The following is a 19,100-nucleotide window of genomic DNA, read 5'->3' as shown; positions in this document are numbered from 1 at the left end:
TTCACCTAGACATAGATCAGTCCAGACCTGGAATAACGGTAAATGGGTTGATTATCATAATGTTCCATGGGTTGGATCACCTACTGCTCGTGGAAGTGCTGAAACAGTGATCAAAGGTAATTAAGTGTACCTACGCTAAAATAACAATAAAATACAATCTAATATTCAACAGTTTAACGCAAAAACTGTTGAAAAACAATTCTTTTTTTGCATTTTTGAATTTATTTATCATTGTTTAGTGTAAATTCTATAGTTTGCAATTTAATCATTTTTGTACACATTTTAAACTTAGATAACTTGGGAAACCACAATATTTTTATATCTCGCCCCTAAAAAGAAAATCAGTATAATACATACATTAGGAGGCTGATTATGAAAATAACACAAACTCCCTTAGTAATTTTGAATTTTAAAACATACTTGGAGTCTACAGGAGATAAAGCCTTGCAGTTAGCCAAGGCATTGGAGCAAGTAGCTGAGGAAACTGGAGTAAACATGGCAGCAGCCCCTCAAGGAGCGGACCTAAGGAAATTATCTGAGGAAGTAAACATACCTATTTTAGCTCAGCACATTGATCCCGTGGATGCCGGTGGACACACTGGAAGCATGTTGTTGGAATGTGCCAAAGAAGCAGGGGCTTCAGGCACCCTAATAAATCATTCAGAGCAGAGAATGCAACTTGCTGATATTGACATGGTTGTCAATAAAATTAACACTGCCAACATGACCAGTGTGGTCTGTACTAACAATATCCCGACTAGTGCTGCAGCCGCCGCCATGAAACCAAATTTTGTAGCTATTGAACCTCCTGAACTTATTGGTTCAGGAATTCCAGTATCTCAAGCTGAACCAAAAATAGTTGAGGGTAGTGTAGCAGCAATAAAAGAGGTCAATTCCAGTGTAAGGGTTCTTTGTGGTGCAGGGATTTCTACAGGGGATGACATGAAGGCTGCTTTGGAACTTGGAAGTGAAGGGGTTCTCTTAGCATCTGGAATTATACTGGCCCCAGATCCCAAAAAGGCACTTCTTGACTTAGTTAGTAAGATATAGTGGACAAATTTGAAATGTTTCTTAATATTCTAAAAGTGGTATTATGGCTCCTGATTTTTACACCATTGACGATCTTGAATTAGATGGTAAAACAGTGTTGGTACGAGTAGATATCAACTCCCCAGTCGATCCTTTAACTGGACTACTTCTTGATGATACACGCATCAGATTACACTCAGACACAATCAGTGAACTGGCAGAAAAAGGTGCAAAAACTGTTTTAATTGCTCATCAAAGCCGTCCTGGGAAAAATGACTTTACCACACTCCAACAACATGCTGAAACTCTTTCTAAGATATTAAAAATGCCAGTGGGTTATGTTGATGATATATTTGGCAGTAATGCTCGGGAAGCCATATCAACGTTGAAAGGAGGGGAAATACTTCTTTTAGAAAACGTCCGTTTCTATTCTGAAGAAATACTCCAAAGAAAACCATTAGAACAAGCTGAAACGCACATGGTAAGGTTATTATCACCATTAGCAGACTACTTCATAAACGATGCTTTTGCTGCTGCCCATCGCTCGCAACCTTCAATGGTCGGTTTTGCTATGAAAATGCCGTCTGCAGCAGGAAGAGTGATGGAAAAAGAGCTTAAAGCATTATACAGTGCAGTAAGTAATGTTAAAAGACCGTGCGTTTATGTCTTAGGCGGGGTTAAAGTCGATGATTCTATAATGGTTATGGAAAACGCATTGGAGGCAGGAAGCGCCGATCATATCCTCACCACGGGTTTAGTTGCCAACATATTTTTATGGGGTGGTGGAGTAAACATACGAAAACAAAACAAGAAGTTCATAGAAGATAGGGAATACTGTGAATATGTTAAAAAGGCCAAAAATCTTTGTAAAAAATTTAAAGACAAGATACTGGCACCTAGTGATCTAGCAGTCTGTAAGGATGATAAAAGATTGGAGTATCCAGTGGAAAAACTTCCAAACTTGCCAATCTTTGATCTGGGCACTGAAACCATCACAGAATACGCTCGTATAATTAGAAATGCACGTACCATATTTGCTAATGGTCCTGCCGGTGTTTTTGAGAAGGAAGGATTCAATCAAGGTACTGAAGATATTCTTAATGCAATATCATCTTCTCCGGGATTTTCGATTATTGGAGGTGGACATCTTGCTGCTGCTGCAAATCAAATGGGATTAACTGGAATTAGCCATATTAGCAGTGGGGGGGGAGCTTCTATTAACCTTATTGCGGGAGTAAGACTGCCTGCGGTGGAAGTTTTAAGAGAATCAGTATTAAAAAACAAGGTTAAAAATTAGCATGTTATAATAATGGTGTATTCTTTAATTTTCATGAAATTAAATTTTAAAAAAAACTTTAAATAATTGAATTTACCACCAATTCACTAACAAGGTGAGTCATCTAATATCAATTAATCATTCCACCAAAAACTATATAAGGCAATATTTCAAAACTTAAAATGCCTCGGTAGCTCAGTCTGGTGGAGCGCGAGACTTGTAATCTCGTGGTCGCGGGTTCAATTCCCGTCCGGGGCTCTAAATGGTGGTAGAATAACAATATAGAATAGTTATAACAATGTTAAAACTGAATGATTAGATTTTAAATTTAATCAAATATTCTGTAGGGACCATAGGGTAGCTTGGTCGATCCTTTGGGCTTTGGGAGCCTGAGACTCCGGTTCGAATCCGGGTGGTCCCATCAATCAATAAAATAATCATATCACAAATATATTAAAATCCCGCCTTAGCTCAATTGGCAGAGCGTCGGACTGTAGATCCGAATGTTGCTGGTTCAAGTCCGGCAGGCGGGACTTAATATTCTATATAAAACGACTTCGTTTGATGGAATTTGTTAAAATTCAAAATAATGCACTTATCGAGTGATTATTTGAGAAACCCTCAAACTTAACAAGTTTTAATAACATACACATTGAAATAGAAAAGTATATAAAGAATCATATCATAAACCACTATACTCTAGTTCTGCTAAAGTTGCCCTGGTGGTGTAGGGGCTATCATGTGGGCCTGTCGAGCCCGCGACTCGGGTTCAATTCCCGGCCAGGGCGTTCTAGAGGGCCCGTAGCTCAGTCTGGGAGAGCGCTTGGCTTTTAACCAAGTGGTCGCGGGTTCAATTCCCGTCGGGCCCGTTCTAATTTTAATTGGAGGATTCAATGGTGAAGAAGGATATCTTAAAACATGAACTAGTTCCAGATCATGTTGTTTTGTCGAAATCTGAAGTTAAAAAAGTATTAAAAAAGCTTGATATCCATCCTGAACAACTGCCAAAAATAAAACTAGATGATCCAGTTGTAAAAGCTATAGAAGCTAAATCAGGGGATATTCTTAAGATAACCAGAAAAAGTCAGACTGCTGGAAAATTTGAAACATATCGTTTGGTTTTAGATTAATATTTAGATAATTTAACCACAAAAGTGAATTGGATATATACGAGAATAATACGAATAATTCCTTACCTTTATGCACCGATACATAAACTGTGTGTATTTATGAAATAATATATATAGTTGATATTGTGTCCAAACCACCACACCCAAACTTTTGGTGTTATGTAATGGAGGGGTATGGATTGTTTTTGGAGGAATTTAATGGTAAAAAATGCTTGGGGACTTGTTGACACCTTTTTTGATGAATACAAACTGGTTGACCATCATATAAAATCATATAATGACTTTGTAAACCATCGAATACAGGACATAATTGACATAACCGAACCAATAGTTCTGGAACAGGGAGAATACTGCATACAAACTGGTAAAGTGGAGATAAAGAAACCCTACATTAAAGAAGCAGATGGATCAAAAAGTAAAGTTTTTCCAACAGAAGCCCGACTGAGAAATCTAACTTACTCGGCCCACATGTACATGGACATGGCTTTGAGTAAGGGTGAAGAAGAACCACAACTGGAAAAGGTGTATATTGGTGAACTTCCAGTTATGCTCAAATCCAATATTTGCCACTTAAATGGATTAGGATATCATGAACTTGAAAAAAATGGAGAAGATCCTCAGGATCCAGGAGGATACTTCATTGTAAATGGTTCAGAAAGAGCCATTGTAACCATGGAAGAGATTGCACCTAACAAGATAATTCTGGAAAGAATAGGTGAAAAAGAAGACCGCAGGGCAAGAGCCATTGTAACATCGATTAAAAGTGGTTTCAGAGCAAGAATCACTCTCGAATATCGTAAACCACGCAAAAAAGGAGTGTTTTTAAGAATATCATTCCCTTATGTGCCGGGAGAAATACCATTAGTGGTTCTTCTACGTGCATTGGGTCTTGAAAAAGATGTTGATCTGGTTAGCAGCGTTTCCGAAGAAAATGATGTACAATTCTTACTTATCGATGATATTCAAACATCAGAGATTACTACAACCTATGATGCTATCAAATACATAGGTAACAGAGTAGCTAAAGGAATGACTGAGGAATACAGAATAAAAAGAGCAGAAGACGTCATAGATCGATATTTATTACCTCATATGGGTGTAGAGTCTGATAAAAGGGCTGAAAAAGCCACATACTTAGCTGAAATGACAGAAATGCTTCTCCAAGTTATTTTTGATGAACGCGACCCACATGATAAGGATCATTATGCCAACAAACGATTACGCGTATCTGGAGATTTAATGGAAGATTTGTTCCGAGTTGCATTTACCAGTTTAACCCGTGACATGACCTATCAACTTGAACGGAGTTTAGCAAGAGGTAAAGAACCATCAGTTAAGCAAGCTGTACGTTCTGATGTTCTAACTGAGAACATTAAACATGCTATTGCCACTGGAAACTGGGTTGGGGGACGGGCAGGAGTAAGTCAGTTACTCGATCGTACTAGTTACATGGGAACTCTTTCACACCTTAAACGTGTTGTATCTCCATTATCAAGGAGCCAACCACACTTTGAAGCTCGTGATTTGCATCCAACTCAATTTGGGAAGATATGCCCCAACGAAACTCCAGAGGGACCCAACTGTGGTTTGGTAAAAAACTTGGCTATACTTGCCAAAATATCTGAGGGTTCGGATCCAGATGAACTAGAAGCAGTCATTAAAAAAGTTAAAGGAATTAACCTTATTTAATATATTAAAAAAACGATACTATTGGGAGTTTAAATTTATTTTAATATGAAAAGCCAGTTACTGGGGGACAATTTGTGAAAAAATGCAAGGTTTATACTAATGGAAAGCTTATTGGAACTTGTGACGATCCTGAGGGGTTCATGGAGGAGATGAGACAGAAAAGGAGATCTGGCGAAGTTTCCCATGAGATGAATATCACTCATTACCCTGAAAACAATGAAATATATGTATTCAACGATCCTGGAAGAACCCGAAGACCGCTAATAGTTGTGGAAAACGGCGGGTCACTCCTAACAGATGAACATGTGCAGAAAATAGCTGATGGAGAAATAACATGGCAAAATCTGATAAATGAAGGAATAATTGAATACTTGGATGCTGAAGAAGAAGAAAATACCTACATTGCAATGTTTGCAGATGAAATCAATGAATATCACACCCATCTAGAAATAGACCCCGCTACCATGCTGGGAATATGTGCCGGGATCATACCCTACGCCAATCATAACTCCTCCCCCCGTAACACTATGGAAGCAGGAATGACCAAACAAGCGCTGGGACTTTACGTTTCCAACTACAATTTAAGAACAGATACTCGTGCACACTTATTACACCAACCACAAGTTCCTATTGTTAAAACCAGAAGTATGGACGCCACCCAATACGATAAACGACCCTCTGGTCAGAATTTTGTAGTAGGAGTTATGTCCTATGAAGGTTACAATATGGAAGATGCTCTTATACTTAACAAAGCCTCAATTGAACGAGGATTGGCTCGATCATCTTTTTTCAGATCCTACGAAGCTTCTGAGCGGAGATATCCTGGAGGGCAGGAAGATAAATTTGAAGTACCAGAAAACATGGTACGCGGCTACAGATCTGAAGAAGTGTACCGCAATTTAGATGAAGATGGAATAGTCAACCCTGAAGTCGAAGTAAAATCTGGTGATGTTCTTATTGGAAAAACATCCCCGCCACGTTTTTTAGAAGAAATCGATGAATTCGGAACAGTAGCTGAGCGAAGAAGAGAAACATCAGTCACTGTGCGACACGGGGAACACGGAGTAGTAGATGCAGTTCTGCTAACTGAAACAGTTGAAGGGAGTAAATTGGCTAAAATAAGAGTAAGAGACCAGAGGCAACCAGAATTCGGCGATAAATTCGCGTCTAGACACGGGCAAAAAGGAGTCATCGGTCTTATTGTTCCTCAGGAAAACATGCCTTTCACTTCTGAAGGAGTAGTACCTGATTTAATCATAAATCCTCATGCTATTCCATCTAGGATGTCAGTCGGACAAGTATTGGAGATGTTAGCTGGTAAAGCAGGTTGTATGGAAGGACAACGTATGGATGGAACACCATTCAGTGGAAACCACGAACATGAAATAATGGATCTTTTAAAAGCAAATGGATTTGAAACTGCTGGCCGGGAATCCTTGCACAATGGAATTACAGGGGAAAGAATTGAAGCTGAGATATTTGTGGGAGTGGCTTACTATCAGAAATTACACCACATGACTTCAGATAAAGTATACGCCCGATCAAGGGGTCCGGTACAAGTTCTAACCAGACAACCAACGGAGGGAAGAGCTCGAGAAGGTGGTCTCAGATTCGGAGAAATGGAAAGAGACTGTTTAATCGCACATGGTGCTGCATTAGCTCTTAAAGAAAGGTTATTGGATGAATCTGATAAATATGAGGCTATAATATGTGGTGAATGTGGAATGGTGGCCATATATGACCGTATTAGGGATAAAAAATATTGTCCAATTTGTGGAGACTCAGACAGTTTCCCAGTTGAAATATCATACGCATTCAAACTATTATTGGACGAACTCAAGAGTTTATGTATATTCCCTAAACTAGTTCTTGAGGATAAAGCCTGATAATTAATATCTAACAAAAGAAGGGTCTTATAAAAATATAAACAGAGGAGAGAGTGAGTTTGAAAGGAATTTTAAAGAAGATCGCACAGATCAACTTTGGCCTGCTATCGCCGGAAAATATCCGGAGAATGTCCGTAACCAAAATCGTGACCCCAGATACCTACGATGAAGATGGATACCCCATAGAAGCGGGTCTCATGGACCCAAGACTGGGAGTTATTGACCCAGGATTAAGATGCCGATCATGTGGTTCAAAAGGAGGGGACTGTCAAGGACATTTTGGTCACATTAACTTGGCTCGACCTGTGGTCCACGTAGGATTTGCAGATACAATTCATAAAATTTTACGTTCAACATGCAGCGAATGTGGAAAAGCTCTTTTAACAGAAACTGAGAGAATTGATTTCAAAGAAAGAATTGAATCCCGTTTGCAGAATGAAGAAAGTATAACTTCATTAGTGAAGGAAGTTTACACCACTGCCCGCCGAGATAAATGCCCAGACTGTGAAACTGAACAGGAAGATGTTAAAATTGACAAACCTGTTTCAATTGTTGAAGGAAACTACAAACTCACCCCTAGTGAAGTGAGAGAACGTCTGGAAAAAATCCCAGAAGAAGATTACACCTTCTTGGGAATAAATTCTAAGGTGGCACGACCAGAATGGATGGTACTTACTGTACTGCCAGTACCACCAGTAACCGTAAGGCCTTCTATTACTTTAGAAACTGGTGAAAGGTCAGAAGATGACTTAACTCACAAATTAGTTGATATATTACGAATTAATCAGCGTTTAAAGGAAAATATGGAGGCAGGTGCTCCACAACTAATCGTTGAAGATTTATGGGAACTGTTACAATATCATGTTACTACTTATTTTGATAATGAAGCTTCTGGAGTTCCACCAGCTAGACACAGATCAGGAAGGCCATTAAAAACTCTTGCCCAGCGTTTAAAAGGTAAAGAAGGTCGTTTCAGAAGTAATCTCTCAGGTAAGAGGGTAAATTTCTCAGCAAGGACAGTAATATCTCCGGACCCAAATATAAGTATCAATGAAGTAGGTGTTCCACACATGATAGCCACAGAGGTCACAGTACCCATATATATCACTGAATGGAACATGGAAGAAATGAAAAAATACATCATGAATGGTCCTAATAAGCATCCGGGGGCTAACTATGTCATACGTCCTGATGAAAGGAAGATCAGAGTGTATGATGAGACCAAAGAATCAATTATTGAGAAATTAGAGCCAGGATTCATAGTAGAGAGACACTTAATGGATGGAGATATTGTTTTATTCAACAGACAACCATCTTTGCACAGAATGTCCATGATGGCTCACGAAGTAAAAGTATTACCCCATAAAACATTCAGACTCAACCTTTGTGTTTGTCCACCATACAACGCTGACTTTGACGGAGATGAAATGAACATGCACGTTTTCCAAACAGAGGAATCGCGTGCCGAGGCTAAATCTCTCATGAGAGTCCAGGAACACATATTATCACCGCGTTTTGGTGGACCCATAATTGGAGGAATACATGATCATATATCTGGAGCATACTTACTCACTAGGGAGGGATCCAATTTCGATGAGGAGGAAGTGTTCCAAATGATTAAAAAATCCCAGTTACCATTACCAAAACCTAAAAATAAAAAATGGACTGGTAAAGAAGTTTTCAGTTTACTCCTTCCCTCAGATCTTAACATGGTATACCGGGCAGAGATATGCCGTAAATGTGATGAATGCCTTCGTGAAGAATGTAAAAATGATGCTTATGTTATCATAGAAAATGGAGAATTGATTTTTGGAGCAATCGATGAAAAAGCTTATGGTGCATTTTCAGGCAAAATATTGGACTCAATTGTAAAAGAGTATGGTACTGACCGGGCCAGACAATTCCTAGATTCAGCCACCAAACTGGCTATCTCTGGGATAATGAAACGTGGATTTACCACCAGTACTGCTGATGAAGAAATACCTCAAGAAGCAAAAGATCGTATCGAAGAACTCCTTTCTAAGGCTGAAAAAAAGGTGGAAATGTTAATTGAAGCTTACCGTGATGATGAACTGGAAGCACTACCTGGCCGTAGTCTCCGAGAAACATTGGAAATGAAGATCATGCAAGTCTTAGGAGAAGCCAGGGATAAATCAGGAGAAATAGCTGAAAGCTACTTTGGGATGGATAATGATGCGGTCATAATGGCCTTAACTGGTGCTAGGGGATCCATGCTTAACTTAACTCAGATCGCAGCATGTGTAGGCCAACAATCTGTTCGTGGTGGTCGAATAGAGAGAGGTTACAGTAAAAGAACTCTACCTCACTTCCAAGAAGGCGACCTCGGTGCAAAAGCCAGTGGTTTTGTTCGTTCTAGTTATAAAGCAGGCCTTGACCCCTTGGAATTCTTCTTCCATGCTATGGGGGGGCGTGAAGGGTTAGTGGACACAGCTATACGTACAGCTCAGAGTGGTTACATGCAACGTAGACTGGTCAATGCACTGCAAGATCTCTCTGTCAGTACTGATGGAACTGTACGGGATAACCGGGGCGTAGTTATACAAACACACTACGGTGAAGATGGAATAGACCCTGCAAAAAGTGACTATGGAAAAGTTGCCGATATCGACAGATTAATTGAAGAAATGAGAATTAAAGCCAAATCAAGTAAATAATCAATCAAAAGTAGATTGATGATTAAACAAACAATATAATAGGATTAACTCACATATGGATTCAGGTGGTTTTGTGGATATAAAAAAAGTTGAAAAGGTGGCCAAAAAGAAAAAAGCCATATTTCCAGAAAAACTCATCCAAGAAATAGCTGAAGCAGCCAAAAAACATGATTTGGATGATAAAGAACTGGAAAAATTGGTTCAAGAAATCAAAAAGGCCTACATAAGGTCGGAAGTCGAGTCTGGTGAGGCGGTGGGTACAGTTGCTGCCCAGTCAGTGGGAGAACCAGGTACTCAGATGACCATGCGTACCTTTCACTATGCAGGAGTGGCAGAACTTAATGTGACCCTAGGATTACCACGATTAATTGAGATTGTGGATGCACGTAAGAAAATATCCACACCAACTATGGCAATATACTTTGATGAAGAAAATGCAAGTGATGAAGAGTTCGTAAGAACCATAGCTAATAGAATAGGTAAAATAACTCTTAATGACATCCTCAATGACTTAAATGTAAACTATGCAAATATGAACATGAGCATAGAGATAGATGAAGATCAAGTTAAGGAGAAACGACTTGACTATGGTGAGGTTATTGCCAAGATAGAGAAAACTTTTAAAAGTGTAGAAATAAATAACAACTTACTCAGTTTTGAACCTAAAATTACTGATCCTAAACATGCAATTAGGGAACTCCGACTTTTAGCTGATAAGGTTCGCGATCTCCAGATAAGTGGAATTAAGAACATAGGGAAGGTAGTGATCCGTAAAGAAGGGCAAGAATGGGTCATTCATACTGAAGGTTCAAATTTAGGGGCAGTTCTGAAAATGGATGGCGTGGATCGAGTTAGAACAACCACCAATGACATACACGAGGTGGAAAAAGTTCTGGGAATAGAAGCCGCTCGAAATGCCATTATTCACGAAGCCCAAACAACTATGGAAGAACAAGGACTCACTGTAGATGTGCGACACATCATGCTGGTGGCTGATATGATGACTTCTGACGGAATAGTCAAATCCATTGGCCGTCATGGAATCAGTGGAGAAAAGGCAAGCGTTTTAGCCAGAGCATCATTTGAAGAAACGGGTAAACATCTTCTCCGGGCCAGCATTAGGGGTGAGATAGACCATCTTACCGGAATAATAGAAAATATTATTATCGGGCAGCCAATACCACTGGGAACAGGATCAGTTGGCGTCATCATGAATGATAAATAGGAGGCAGTCGATGGACGTAGATAGAGGAATTAGAGTAGCAGTAGACACAGGAAATGTCACACTGGGATCCAGCAAAACAATCCAAGCCTTGAAGTTTGGTAAAGGGAAACTAGTCATTATCGCAGAAAATTGCCCACAAGAGGTAACAGAAGATGTGATGCAGTACTCCCAATTATCAGAGATTCCAGTTTACACTTTCCAAGGCAGTAGCGTTGACTTAGGGTCAGTGTGTGGAAAACCATTCACTGTAGCTGCCATGGTAGTAACCGATCCTGGAGATTCCACCATATTAGAAATAGTGGGGTAAGACTGTGACCATCAAATTCAGCACCCATGAAATAAGGTATATAGCCCTCTTTGAGAGCATGACTGGGGCAACAGTTAAAGATTGCTTGGTGGATGATGAAAATGGCAAGATCACATTTTTGGTTAAAAGAGGAGATATGGGTCTGGCCATAGGAAAAAAAGGAAGCACTGTCGCAAAGGTGCAGAAAACTGTAGACAAGGGTGTGGAGGTAATTGAACACTCTGACGACCCTGTAGAATTTATAGCTAATTTGGTAGCTCCTGCCAAAATAAGAAGCATAAGAATACTTCAAAAAGAAAACGGAGAGAAAATCGCCACTATTGAGGCTGATTCAAGAAATAAAAGAACTGCTATTGGAAAAGGTGGGCAAAATATAGAAAGAGCCCGAATACTGGCCAAAAGGCAGCACAATATAAATAATATAGTTATTAAATAGTAAAAACCGGCAACGATCTAATTTTACTGATCAACAAATCCCTGATCCAGGGAAACACCCAACAAAAGGACTGATCAGGGAATAGTCATCGTATTAATGTTAACAAGGAGGAATTCCATTGCCAGGATTATTTGCAGCAAAAAAGCTTAAAAAAAACCGACAAAACTTTCGGTGGAAAGACACAGAATATAAGAGAAAAGCATTGGGGCTGGATGTGAAGGCTGACCCTCTAGAAGGTGCACCCCAAGCACGGGGGATCGTCATTGAAAAAGTAGGAATTGAAGCCAAACAGCCAAACTCTGCCATTAGAAAATGTGTAAGAGTGCAACTCATCAAAAATGGTAAACAGATAACAGCATTCGCCCCTGGAGACGGGGCTATAGGATTCATAGATGAACATGACGAAGTAGTTATCGAAGGAGTTGGCGGATCATCTGGAAGATCTGTGGGAGATATCCCCGGAGTTCGTTGGAAAGTTAGTAAGGTGAACAACGTAGCCCTAGAAGAAATGGTTAAGGGTAAAATCGAAAAACCAGTAAGATAAGTGAGGTCATGATATGAGCTTCAAAGTATTTGACAATTGGGAACTGGACGAAGTCAAGGTAGAAGACCTGGGACTGGTCAATTATGTCTGTTTGGACGAGATAATGGTTCCTCACACTATGGGGAGGCACGTCAAGAGACAGTTCGCCAAATCAAGAGTATCTATTGTGGAAAGATTAATGAATAAGATCATGAGAACTGAAAGGAACTCAGGTAAGAAAAATAAGGCTTATAACATCGTAAAAGAAGCTTTTACGGTTATAAATAAACGCACCAAAGAAAATCCAATCCAAATCTTGGTAAAAGCTGTCGAAAATGCTGCACCTCGTGAAGAAACTACTCGTATTAAATACGGTGGAATTGGTTATCAAGTAGCAGTGGACATAGCACCCCAGCGTCGAGTAGACCTTGCAATTGGTTTCATAACAAAGGGAGCACTCCAGTCAGCTTTCAAAAGGAAAAAATCTGCTGGAGAATGCTTGGCAGAAGAACTCATGTTGGCAGCAGAAGCAGACACCCGGAGTTTTTCTGTAGGTAAAAAGGAGGAAAAAGAGCGAGTGGCCAGATCAGCCCACTAAGTTGGTTAGCCATAAACTCAACCTATTTATTTTATCTTAAAATTTATTTTTAGGTGATTGTTTTGAGTAGACGTACTAGAATGATCAACAAGATCAAAGAATTGATGTACGAACCGGATTACATCCGGAACATCGGAATTGTGGCCCATATTGACCACGGAAAAACAACCTTATCAGATAACTTACTGGCAGGCGCAGGTATGATTTCATCAGAATTGGCTGGAGACCAGTTATATCTTGACTTTGATGAACAAGAACAAGCCAGGGGGATCACCATCGACGCGGCAAACGTGTCTATGGTGCACAAATACAAGGATGATCAATACCTAATCAACCTCATCGACACACCAGGTCACGTTGACTTTGGTGGGGATGTAACACGTGCTATGAGAGCGGTGGATGGTGCTGTTGTAGTTGTTTGTGCTGTAGAAGGAATCATGCCTCAAACTGAAACTGTGCTGCGTCAAGCCCTTAAGGAAAATGTGAAGCCAGTGCTGTTCATTAACAAGGTTGATAGGTTAATAAATGAACTGAAATTGGACCCTCAGGAACTGCAGCAAAGATTTATCAAAGTTATTGCTAATGCTAATAAATTAATCAGTAATATGGCTCCTAAGGAACTTAAAAAAGAATGGCAAGTAAAAGTCGAAGATGGGAGCGTAGCATTCGGATCTGCATATCATAACTGGGCAATTAACATGGACATTATGCAAAAAACTGGCATTAACTTCAAAGACATTCTTGACTACTGTAATAATGAAAACCAGAAAGAATTAGCCCAAAAAGTACCGTTATCTGAAGTATTGCTGGGAATGGTAGTAGAGCACTTACCAAGTCCTAACAAAGCCCAGCCTTACAGGGTGCCCAGCATCTGGTCCGGAGACATTGAAAGTGCAGAAGGGCAGGGAATGCTTAAAACAGACCCAGATGGACCACTCGCTGTTATGGTTACTGATGTGAGCATAGACAAACATGCAGGGGAAATAGCCACTGGACGAGTGTATGGAGGGACACTGGAAAAGGGAAGCGAAATATTCATGGTAGGTAGTCATGGAAAAGCACGAACCCAGCAAGTAGGAGTCTATTTCGGACCAGAACGAGTGAACACTGACAGAGTACCTGCAGGAAACATCGTAGCCATCACTGGGGCGCGAAACGCTGTTGCCGGGGAAACCATTTGTGACATGGACCGTAAAATTGATGCCTTTGAAGGATTAGAACATATTTCAGAACCAGTAGTCACTGTTGCTGTTGAAGCTAAAAATACCAAAGACTTACCCAAACTCATTGAAGTGTTAAGGCAAGTTGGGAAGGAAGATCCGACTGTCAAGATGCAAATCAATGAAGAAACTGGCGAACACTTGGTTGCTGGAATGGGTGAACTTCACTTGGAAATCATAGCCTATCGTATTAATGATAAAGGTGTGGAAATTGAAACCTCGGAACCCATTGTGGTGTACCGGGAGACCATTGCCGGAACAGCCGGACCAGTGGAAGGAAAATCACCAAACAAACACAACCGTTTCTATATAGAAATAGAACCATTAGACGAACCAGTTTATCAAGCAATTGTTGATGGGGATATTAAGGAAGGTCGAGTTAAAGGGAAAGAATTAATCCCCAAATTCCAAGAATATGGATTACCCAAAGAACAAGCTCGAAAAGTCTGGGATGTATATGACAAGAGCATATTCGTAAACATGACCCGAGGTATACAGTACTTGGATGAGATCAAAGAATTACTATTGGAAGGATTTGAAAGTGCAATGGATGACGGACCCATAGCTAAAGAAAAAGTCATGGGAATCAAGATCAAACTCATGGATGCAAAGATACACGAAGATGCCGTGCACAGAGGGCCAGCACAAGTACTGCCAGCTATAAGAAAAGCAGTTTATGGAGCAATAATGATGGCTGAACCTGCACTACTCGAACCTATACAGAAGGTATTTATCAACACACCCCAGGATTATATGGGATCAGCCACTCGTGAGATCCAGAATAGACGAGGTCAGATTTTGGACATGGGCCAAGAAGGAGACATGTCGACAGTGGAATCAAAGGTACCTGTGGCTGAAATGTTTGGATTTGCAGGAGATATACGTTCAGCAACAGAAGGCCGGTGTCTCTGGTCAACAGAGAATGCAGGGTTCGAAAAACTTCCACGTGAACTTCAAAATACCATAGTACGTGAGATCAGGCAACGTAAAGGATTATCTGATCAGCCTTATGGTCCTGAACATTATTTGGGATAAAAAAAATCTAATATTTAGCACTTATTATTGATACCCCTTAATTTTTTTGGGTTGTATTCTCTACATTGAGAATACCATAAAAATCTGGATAAAATATAACCATAACTTGACATGGTCAATCCAGATCAAAAATGTTGTACTGGTTACTTTAAATAGTGGAACCAATAAATTCAACCAGTACGCTTAGTAAACTCTCTAAATAATCATTGTAAGAGAATTATTATTGGAGGAATAATTATGGCTAAAGGAAAAGAACACATGAATTTGGCGTTTATTGGACACGTAGACCATGGTAAATCCACTTTAGTGGGGCACCTGTTACTACAGTCTGGATCTATCGCTGAACAACAGTTATCTGAAGGAGAAAACAAGTTTAGATTTGTTATGGATAAATTATCCGAAGAAAGAGATAGGGGAGTGACCATAGACTTGGCACATGCCCGATTTGACACTCCCAAATTTGAATTTACCATTGTGGATTGCCCAGGTCACCGTGACTTTGTTAAAAACATGATCACTGGTGCCTCACAAGCAGATGCTGCAGTTCTCGTGGTAGCAGTTGATGATGGTGTAATGCCTCAGACCAAGGAACACGCATTCCTTGCTAGAACCTTAGGAATTAACCAACTCATCATTGGTATCAACAAGATGGACTTAGTAGATTACAGTGAAGAAAAATTCAATGAACTTAAAGAAGAAATTTCTGAATTAGTTAAAACTGTAGCTTACAAACCAAGTGACATTAACTTCATACCTCTATCTGCATTTGAAGGGGATAATATAGCTGAATCATCTCCTAACACTCCTTGGTATAAAGGACCAAGTCTAATTAAAGCGTTGGATGAATTCACTGCACCTGAAAAACCTACTGACTTACCATTACGGGTTCCAGTACAGGATGTTTACTCCATCACTGGTGTGGGAACCGTGCCTGTGGGCCGGATTGAAACTGGAGTTATGAAAAAAGGCGACAATGTAATTTTTGAACCACCGGGGGCAAGTGGGGAAGTTAAATCTATTGAAATGCACCATGAAATGCTGGATAAAGCAGAACCAGGTGATAACGTAGGATTCAACGTTCGTGGCGTAGGTAAAAATGATATTCGGCGTGGTGACGTTGCCGGACACACTGACAATGCTCCAACTGTTGCTAAGGAGTTCACAGCACAGATTGTAGTTCTGCAGCACCCGGGTGTTATTACTGTAGGTTACACTCCTGTGTTCCACTGTCACACTGCTCAAGTTGCTTGTACCTTTTTGGAACTCCAGAAAAAACTGGATCCTGCAACTGGTCAGGTTAAAGAAGAAAACCCAGACTTCTTGAAAACTGGGGATGCTGCATTTGTAGTGGTTAAACCTACCAAGCCAATGGTCATTGAGAAGATCAAGGACATACCACACATGGGGCGGTTTGCTATCCGTGATATGGGTCAGACTGTTGCTGCTGGTATGTGTATTGATTTAGTGCCAGCAAAATAAAGATGGCATAAATTTTATTGAAGGTAGACTGGATCCATACCAGTTTACACTACCTTCTCTTTCTTTTTAATGGAGGAATCGAGTAATGAACAAAGCTAGAATCAAACTCACCGGCACCGACCCAGAGAAACTGGCCTATGTCTGTGACCAACTAAAGAGGATCGCAGAAAGGACTGGTGTAGATCTCTCAGGACCAATACCACTACCCACCAAGAAATTAGTAGTACCCACCCGGAAATCACCTGATGGTGAAGGAAAAGCAACATGGGAAAAATGGGAATTACGAATCCACAAAAGACTGGTGGGAATCGAAGCCGATGAAAGGGCAATGAGACAAGTTATGAAAGTCAATGTGCCTGACAATGTGAGCATAGAAATAGAACTACGCAGTTAAATCAAAAACACTAATCACAGCTGAAAACAACAGCTTAAAAAAATTATTCTCATATTTTATCTCTCTTTTTTCAATAAGACGAAATATATCATTTGCCAAACTTAACCTTTAAAAAGAATCAAAATGAACTAAGATGCCGGGATAGCCTAGCCAGGTAAGGCGCGGGACTTGAGATCCCGTGGAGCATGGCTCCTCCAGGGTTCAAATCCCTGTCCCGGCGTATATATATTTATTATTCTTATTTTTCTTAGATTAACGAAAAGAAATCTTTTTCAAAGTATCTCATTATATAATGGATTACAATTTTACATATGAAAATTTACTTTTTTCATATTTGTTTCATGGAGGAGTTCAGGCCGGCCCCCCAGGATTATTAGAGGCTCGGCCGACCCTACAAAGTAGTTAATGGAATTTGTGTTCATGTTGTTTTAAGTGTTTACAGATGTTTTTGGATCTTTTTCGTTGATTGGGATGTTTTGCAATTCTACTATTAATGTTTCTTCTTCAAGAGCTCCACAATCGTTGATAACGCATTCTTTAATTTTTGATTGGATATTATTGGCATTTTCTACATCCACCATATCTATTAACTCCACTTGTTCTTGGAACCGTTGTATGGCTTCAGGGGGGATGTTTTCTATGAATGGAATGGCTCCAGTTGCATTAATTATCTTTCCTTTTTCAGGGTCAACACCGTTGGTGTGAAGTGATTTAATACTTTGGCCTGTAATATGTCCCATCACTTCGGCTCCACATACTAACAAAAATCTAAGGTTAGGATTAGAGATTATATTTCCAACAACTTTTTCTATACCTAAATTTTCAGTATGTAGGGGTCCAGATATGCTTGCACCTGCTTTGATAGGTAAATCTTCCATATGAGATCCAAGAGTAACTACCGCAACGGCACTTTCTACATCACCAACTACGTAGTCACCCACTATTTGCGGCCATTCTTGACTCACGGATTTTTTTTCCACCATTATTGACACCTCATATTTACTATCAGTTAATTTTTAACTATTAGTTAATATTTAAATTGTAGTTAAACTGATATAAAGGTTTCTATGTAATAAAAAAAATCATAAAAAAATAATTTTATAACTATCCATTTAAGATGATTCTTGGTATTAAATCAATAGAATTCCCTTTTGATGGGTCGAGTGCTTATTTTTTAAGATCATTAAAGCAATTTTTTTAAGCAATCATATCACATATACTATTGAGATAAAAAGGTGAAGTTGCCATGTCTATTACTTCTAGAAGGGAACGGGAAAAACAAAAACGACAAAATGATATTATTAATGCTGCTGAGAAGGTTTTTTTCGCAAAAGGGTACGATAATGTAACCATGGAAGAAATAGCCAATGAAGCAGAAGTTAACAAAGCACTTCTCTACTATTATTTTAAGAACAAAGAAGCTTTATTTTTTGCAGTGAATCTCTACGGGGTTAAAATATTATATGAAATGTATGTGGAATGCTCAAATCTTGATATTGATGGTTATGGTAAAGTAATGTCAATGATACAAGCTCTTTATGAATTTTCCAAAGAACATCCGGATTATTTCCGTATTTACTGTTACACTGGAACTGAAAGGTTCCAGATGAGTGATAATGAAGATGCACAAAAAATTGTGGACTTACGAACTGGGATGTGGAGACTTATGGTTGAGGCGATAATTGCTGGAATTCAAGATGGAACCATCCGCAATGATCTGGATCCTGTGGAAATGTCCATATACATCAATACTTTAGCTATAAATTCACTTAACCTTGAATTTACTTTTAAAATGGTGTTGGATGCTAGGAAAATTTCATCGGATAACTTCTGGGAAGACTTAGCACGTTTTATTGAACCTTCACTCAAACCATAAAGGAAGTTTCAGCGGCAGGAATATTTCAAAAAAAGATTTGTCAATAGCTAGTGCAATGATTTAAAGTGTTTTAGAATATTGTATGCAAAAATGATTTTTTTTCTCAATTTTCATAATCAATAACCAATTTTTTCTTCCTTATTTACATATCAAACGATTCATTTATTGTAAATATTCATAATAGATAAATTTTCAAATCTTTGGAGGGCACGGTTTTGGAAGTGCTAACACCGCATAATAATCTTAGAAATAAAGCTGAAGAGGCCACATATTCATGATAATTTAATTTAAATTAGTAAATAGAATAATTGTGTATAAAACT

General features: G+C 39.3%; 17 protein-coding genes and 6 tRNA genes. 22 read left to right on the top strand and 1 reads right to left on the bottom strand.

Going from position 1 to position 19,100, the window contains the following annotated elements:
- The 21 genes from GXZ72_00480 to GXZ72_00380 all read left to right on the top strand — a co-directional run.
- Window positions 1–124 (top strand): peptidoglycan-binding protein (locus GXZ72_00480; protein ID HHT18029.1); only part of this gene is annotated, 124 nt, incomplete at its 5' end.
- 248 nt (window positions 125–372) lie between these two features.
- Entirely contained in the window at window positions 373–1,050 is a 678-nt protein-coding gene (gene tpiA / locus GXZ72_00475; GenBank protein ID HHT18028.1) for a triose-phosphate isomerase, read from the top strand.
- Between the two features lie 40 nt (window positions 1,051–1,090).
- Complete coding sequence (locus GXZ72_00470; GenBank protein HHT18027.1) at window positions 1,091–2,326, top strand: phosphoglycerate kinase; 1,236 nt, start codon at window positions 1,091–1,093, stop codon at window positions 2,324–2,326.
- Window positions 2,327–2,489: 163 nt separating this feature from the next.
- Window positions 2,490–2,563 (top strand) — tRNA-Thr (locus GXZ72_00465).
- Window positions 2,564–2,651: 88 nt separating this feature from the next.
- A tRNA-Pro gene (locus GXZ72_00460) sits at window positions 2,652–2,726 on the top strand.
- Window positions 2,727–2,765: 39 nt separating this feature from the next.
- Window positions 2,766–2,838 (top strand) — tRNA-Tyr (locus tag GXZ72_00455).
- Between the two features lie 183 nt (window positions 2,839–3,021).
- Window positions 3,022–3,093: transfer RNA gene (locus tag GXZ72_00450), tRNA-Asp, on the top strand.
- A 7-nt stretch (window positions 3,094–3,100) separates the two neighbouring features.
- A tRNA-Lys gene (locus GXZ72_00445) sits at window positions 3,101–3,174 on the top strand.
- Between the two features lie 24 nt (window positions 3,175–3,198).
- Window positions 3,199–3,435: a DNA-directed RNA polymerase subunit H gene (locus GXZ72_00440; GenBank protein ID HHT18026.1), complete on the top strand. Its 237-nt coding sequence runs from the start codon at window positions 3,199–3,201 to the stop codon at window positions 3,433–3,435.
- 198 nt (window positions 3,436–3,633) lie between these two features.
- The gene (locus tag GXZ72_00435) at window positions 3,634–5,124 is read left to right on the top strand and encodes a DNA-directed RNA polymerase subunit B'' (GenBank protein ID HHT18025.1); all 1,491 of its coding nucleotides are present in this window, start codon (window positions 3,634–3,636) and stop codon (window positions 5,122–5,124) included.
- Between the two features lie 74 nt (window positions 5,125–5,198).
- Complete coding sequence (rpoB, locus tag GXZ72_00430) at window positions 5,199–7,010, top strand: DNA-directed RNA polymerase subunit B (GenBank protein HHT18024.1); 1,812 nt, start codon at window positions 5,199–5,201, stop codon at window positions 7,008–7,010.
- Between the two features lie 59 nt (window positions 7,011–7,069).
- A complete protein-coding gene (locus tag GXZ72_00425; protein HHT18023.1) occupies window positions 7,070–9,685 on the top strand; it encodes a DNA-directed RNA polymerase subunit A' in 2,616 nt (871 codons plus the stop codon).
- 73 nt (window positions 9,686–9,758) lie between these two features.
- On the top strand, window positions 9,759–10,910 hold the full coding sequence (gene rpoA2 / locus GXZ72_00420) for a DNA-directed RNA polymerase subunit A'' (protein HHT18022.1): 1,152 nt from the start codon (window positions 9,759–9,761) through the stop codon (window positions 10,908–10,910).
- A 10-nt stretch (window positions 10,911–10,920) separates the two neighbouring features.
- Window positions 10,921–11,217 carry a 50S ribosomal protein L30e gene (locus GXZ72_00415; GenBank protein HHT18021.1) on the top strand — a complete coding sequence of 99 codons (297 nt, stop codon included), beginning with the start codon at window positions 10,921–10,923 and terminating at the stop codon, window positions 11,215–11,217.
- Window positions 11,218–11,221: 4 nt separating this feature from the next.
- Window positions 11,222–11,653: a NusA-like transcription termination signal-binding factor gene (locus GXZ72_00410; GenBank protein ID HHT18020.1), complete on the top strand. Its 432-nt coding sequence runs from the start codon at window positions 11,222–11,224 to the stop codon at window positions 11,651–11,653.
- Window positions 11,654–11,771: 118 nt separating this feature from the next.
- Window positions 11,772–12,197, top strand: a complete 426-nt coding sequence (locus GXZ72_00405) for a 30S ribosomal protein S12 (GenBank protein HHT18019.1) — start codon at window positions 11,772–11,774, stop codon at window positions 12,195–12,197.
- A gap of 13 nt (window positions 12,198–12,210) precedes the next feature.
- On the top strand, window positions 12,211–12,774 hold the full coding sequence (locus GXZ72_00400) for a 30S ribosomal protein S7 (protein ID HHT18018.1): 564 nt from the start codon (window positions 12,211–12,213) through the stop codon (window positions 12,772–12,774).
- Between the two features lie 62 nt (window positions 12,775–12,836).
- Complete coding sequence (locus GXZ72_00395; protein ID HHT18017.1) at window positions 12,837–15,029, top strand: elongation factor EF-2; 2,193 nt, start codon at window positions 12,837–12,839, stop codon at window positions 15,027–15,029.
- Between the two features lie 237 nt (window positions 15,030–15,266).
- Window positions 15,267–16,508: a translation elongation factor EF-1 subunit alpha gene (gene tuf, locus GXZ72_00390; protein ID HHT18016.1), complete on the top strand. Its 1,242-nt coding sequence runs from the start codon at window positions 15,267–15,269 to the stop codon at window positions 16,506–16,508.
- A gap of 85 nt (window positions 16,509–16,593) precedes the next feature.
- Window positions 16,594–16,902: a 30S ribosomal protein S10 gene (locus tag GXZ72_00385; GenBank protein ID HHT18015.1), complete on the top strand. Its 309-nt coding sequence runs from the start codon at window positions 16,594–16,596 to the stop codon at window positions 16,900–16,902.
- A gap of 135 nt (window positions 16,903–17,037) precedes the next feature.
- Window positions 17,038–17,122: transfer RNA gene (locus tag GXZ72_00380), tRNA-Ser, on the top strand.
- A gap of 208 nt (window positions 17,123–17,330) precedes the next feature.
- Here GXZ72_00380 and GXZ72_00375 read toward each other — a convergent pair.
- Window positions 17,331–17,885, bottom strand: coding sequence for a tetrahydromethanopterin S-methyltransferase subunit A (locus GXZ72_00375; protein ID HHT18014.1), 555 nt, complete (start codon window positions 17,883–17,885; stop codon window positions 17,331–17,333).
- Window positions 17,886–18,148: 263 nt separating this feature from the next.
- On the opposite strand from GXZ72_00375, the gene GXZ72_00370 reads away from it, so the two are divergent.
- Window positions 18,149–18,778, top strand: coding sequence for a TetR/AcrR family transcriptional regulator (locus GXZ72_00370; GenBank protein HHT18013.1), 630 nt, complete (start codon window positions 18,149–18,151; stop codon window positions 18,776–18,778).
- Window positions 18,779–19,100: the final 322 nt, after the last annotated feature.

The sequence above is a fragment of the Methanobacterium sp. genome, from assembly GCA_012838205.1.
Taxonomy (GTDB): Archaea; Methanobacteriota; Methanobacteria; order Methanobacteriales; family Methanobacteriaceae; genus Methanobacterium.
The sequence above is the reverse complement of the archived record's forward strand: the minus strand, read 5'-3'. Positions and strand labels throughout refer to the sequence as shown.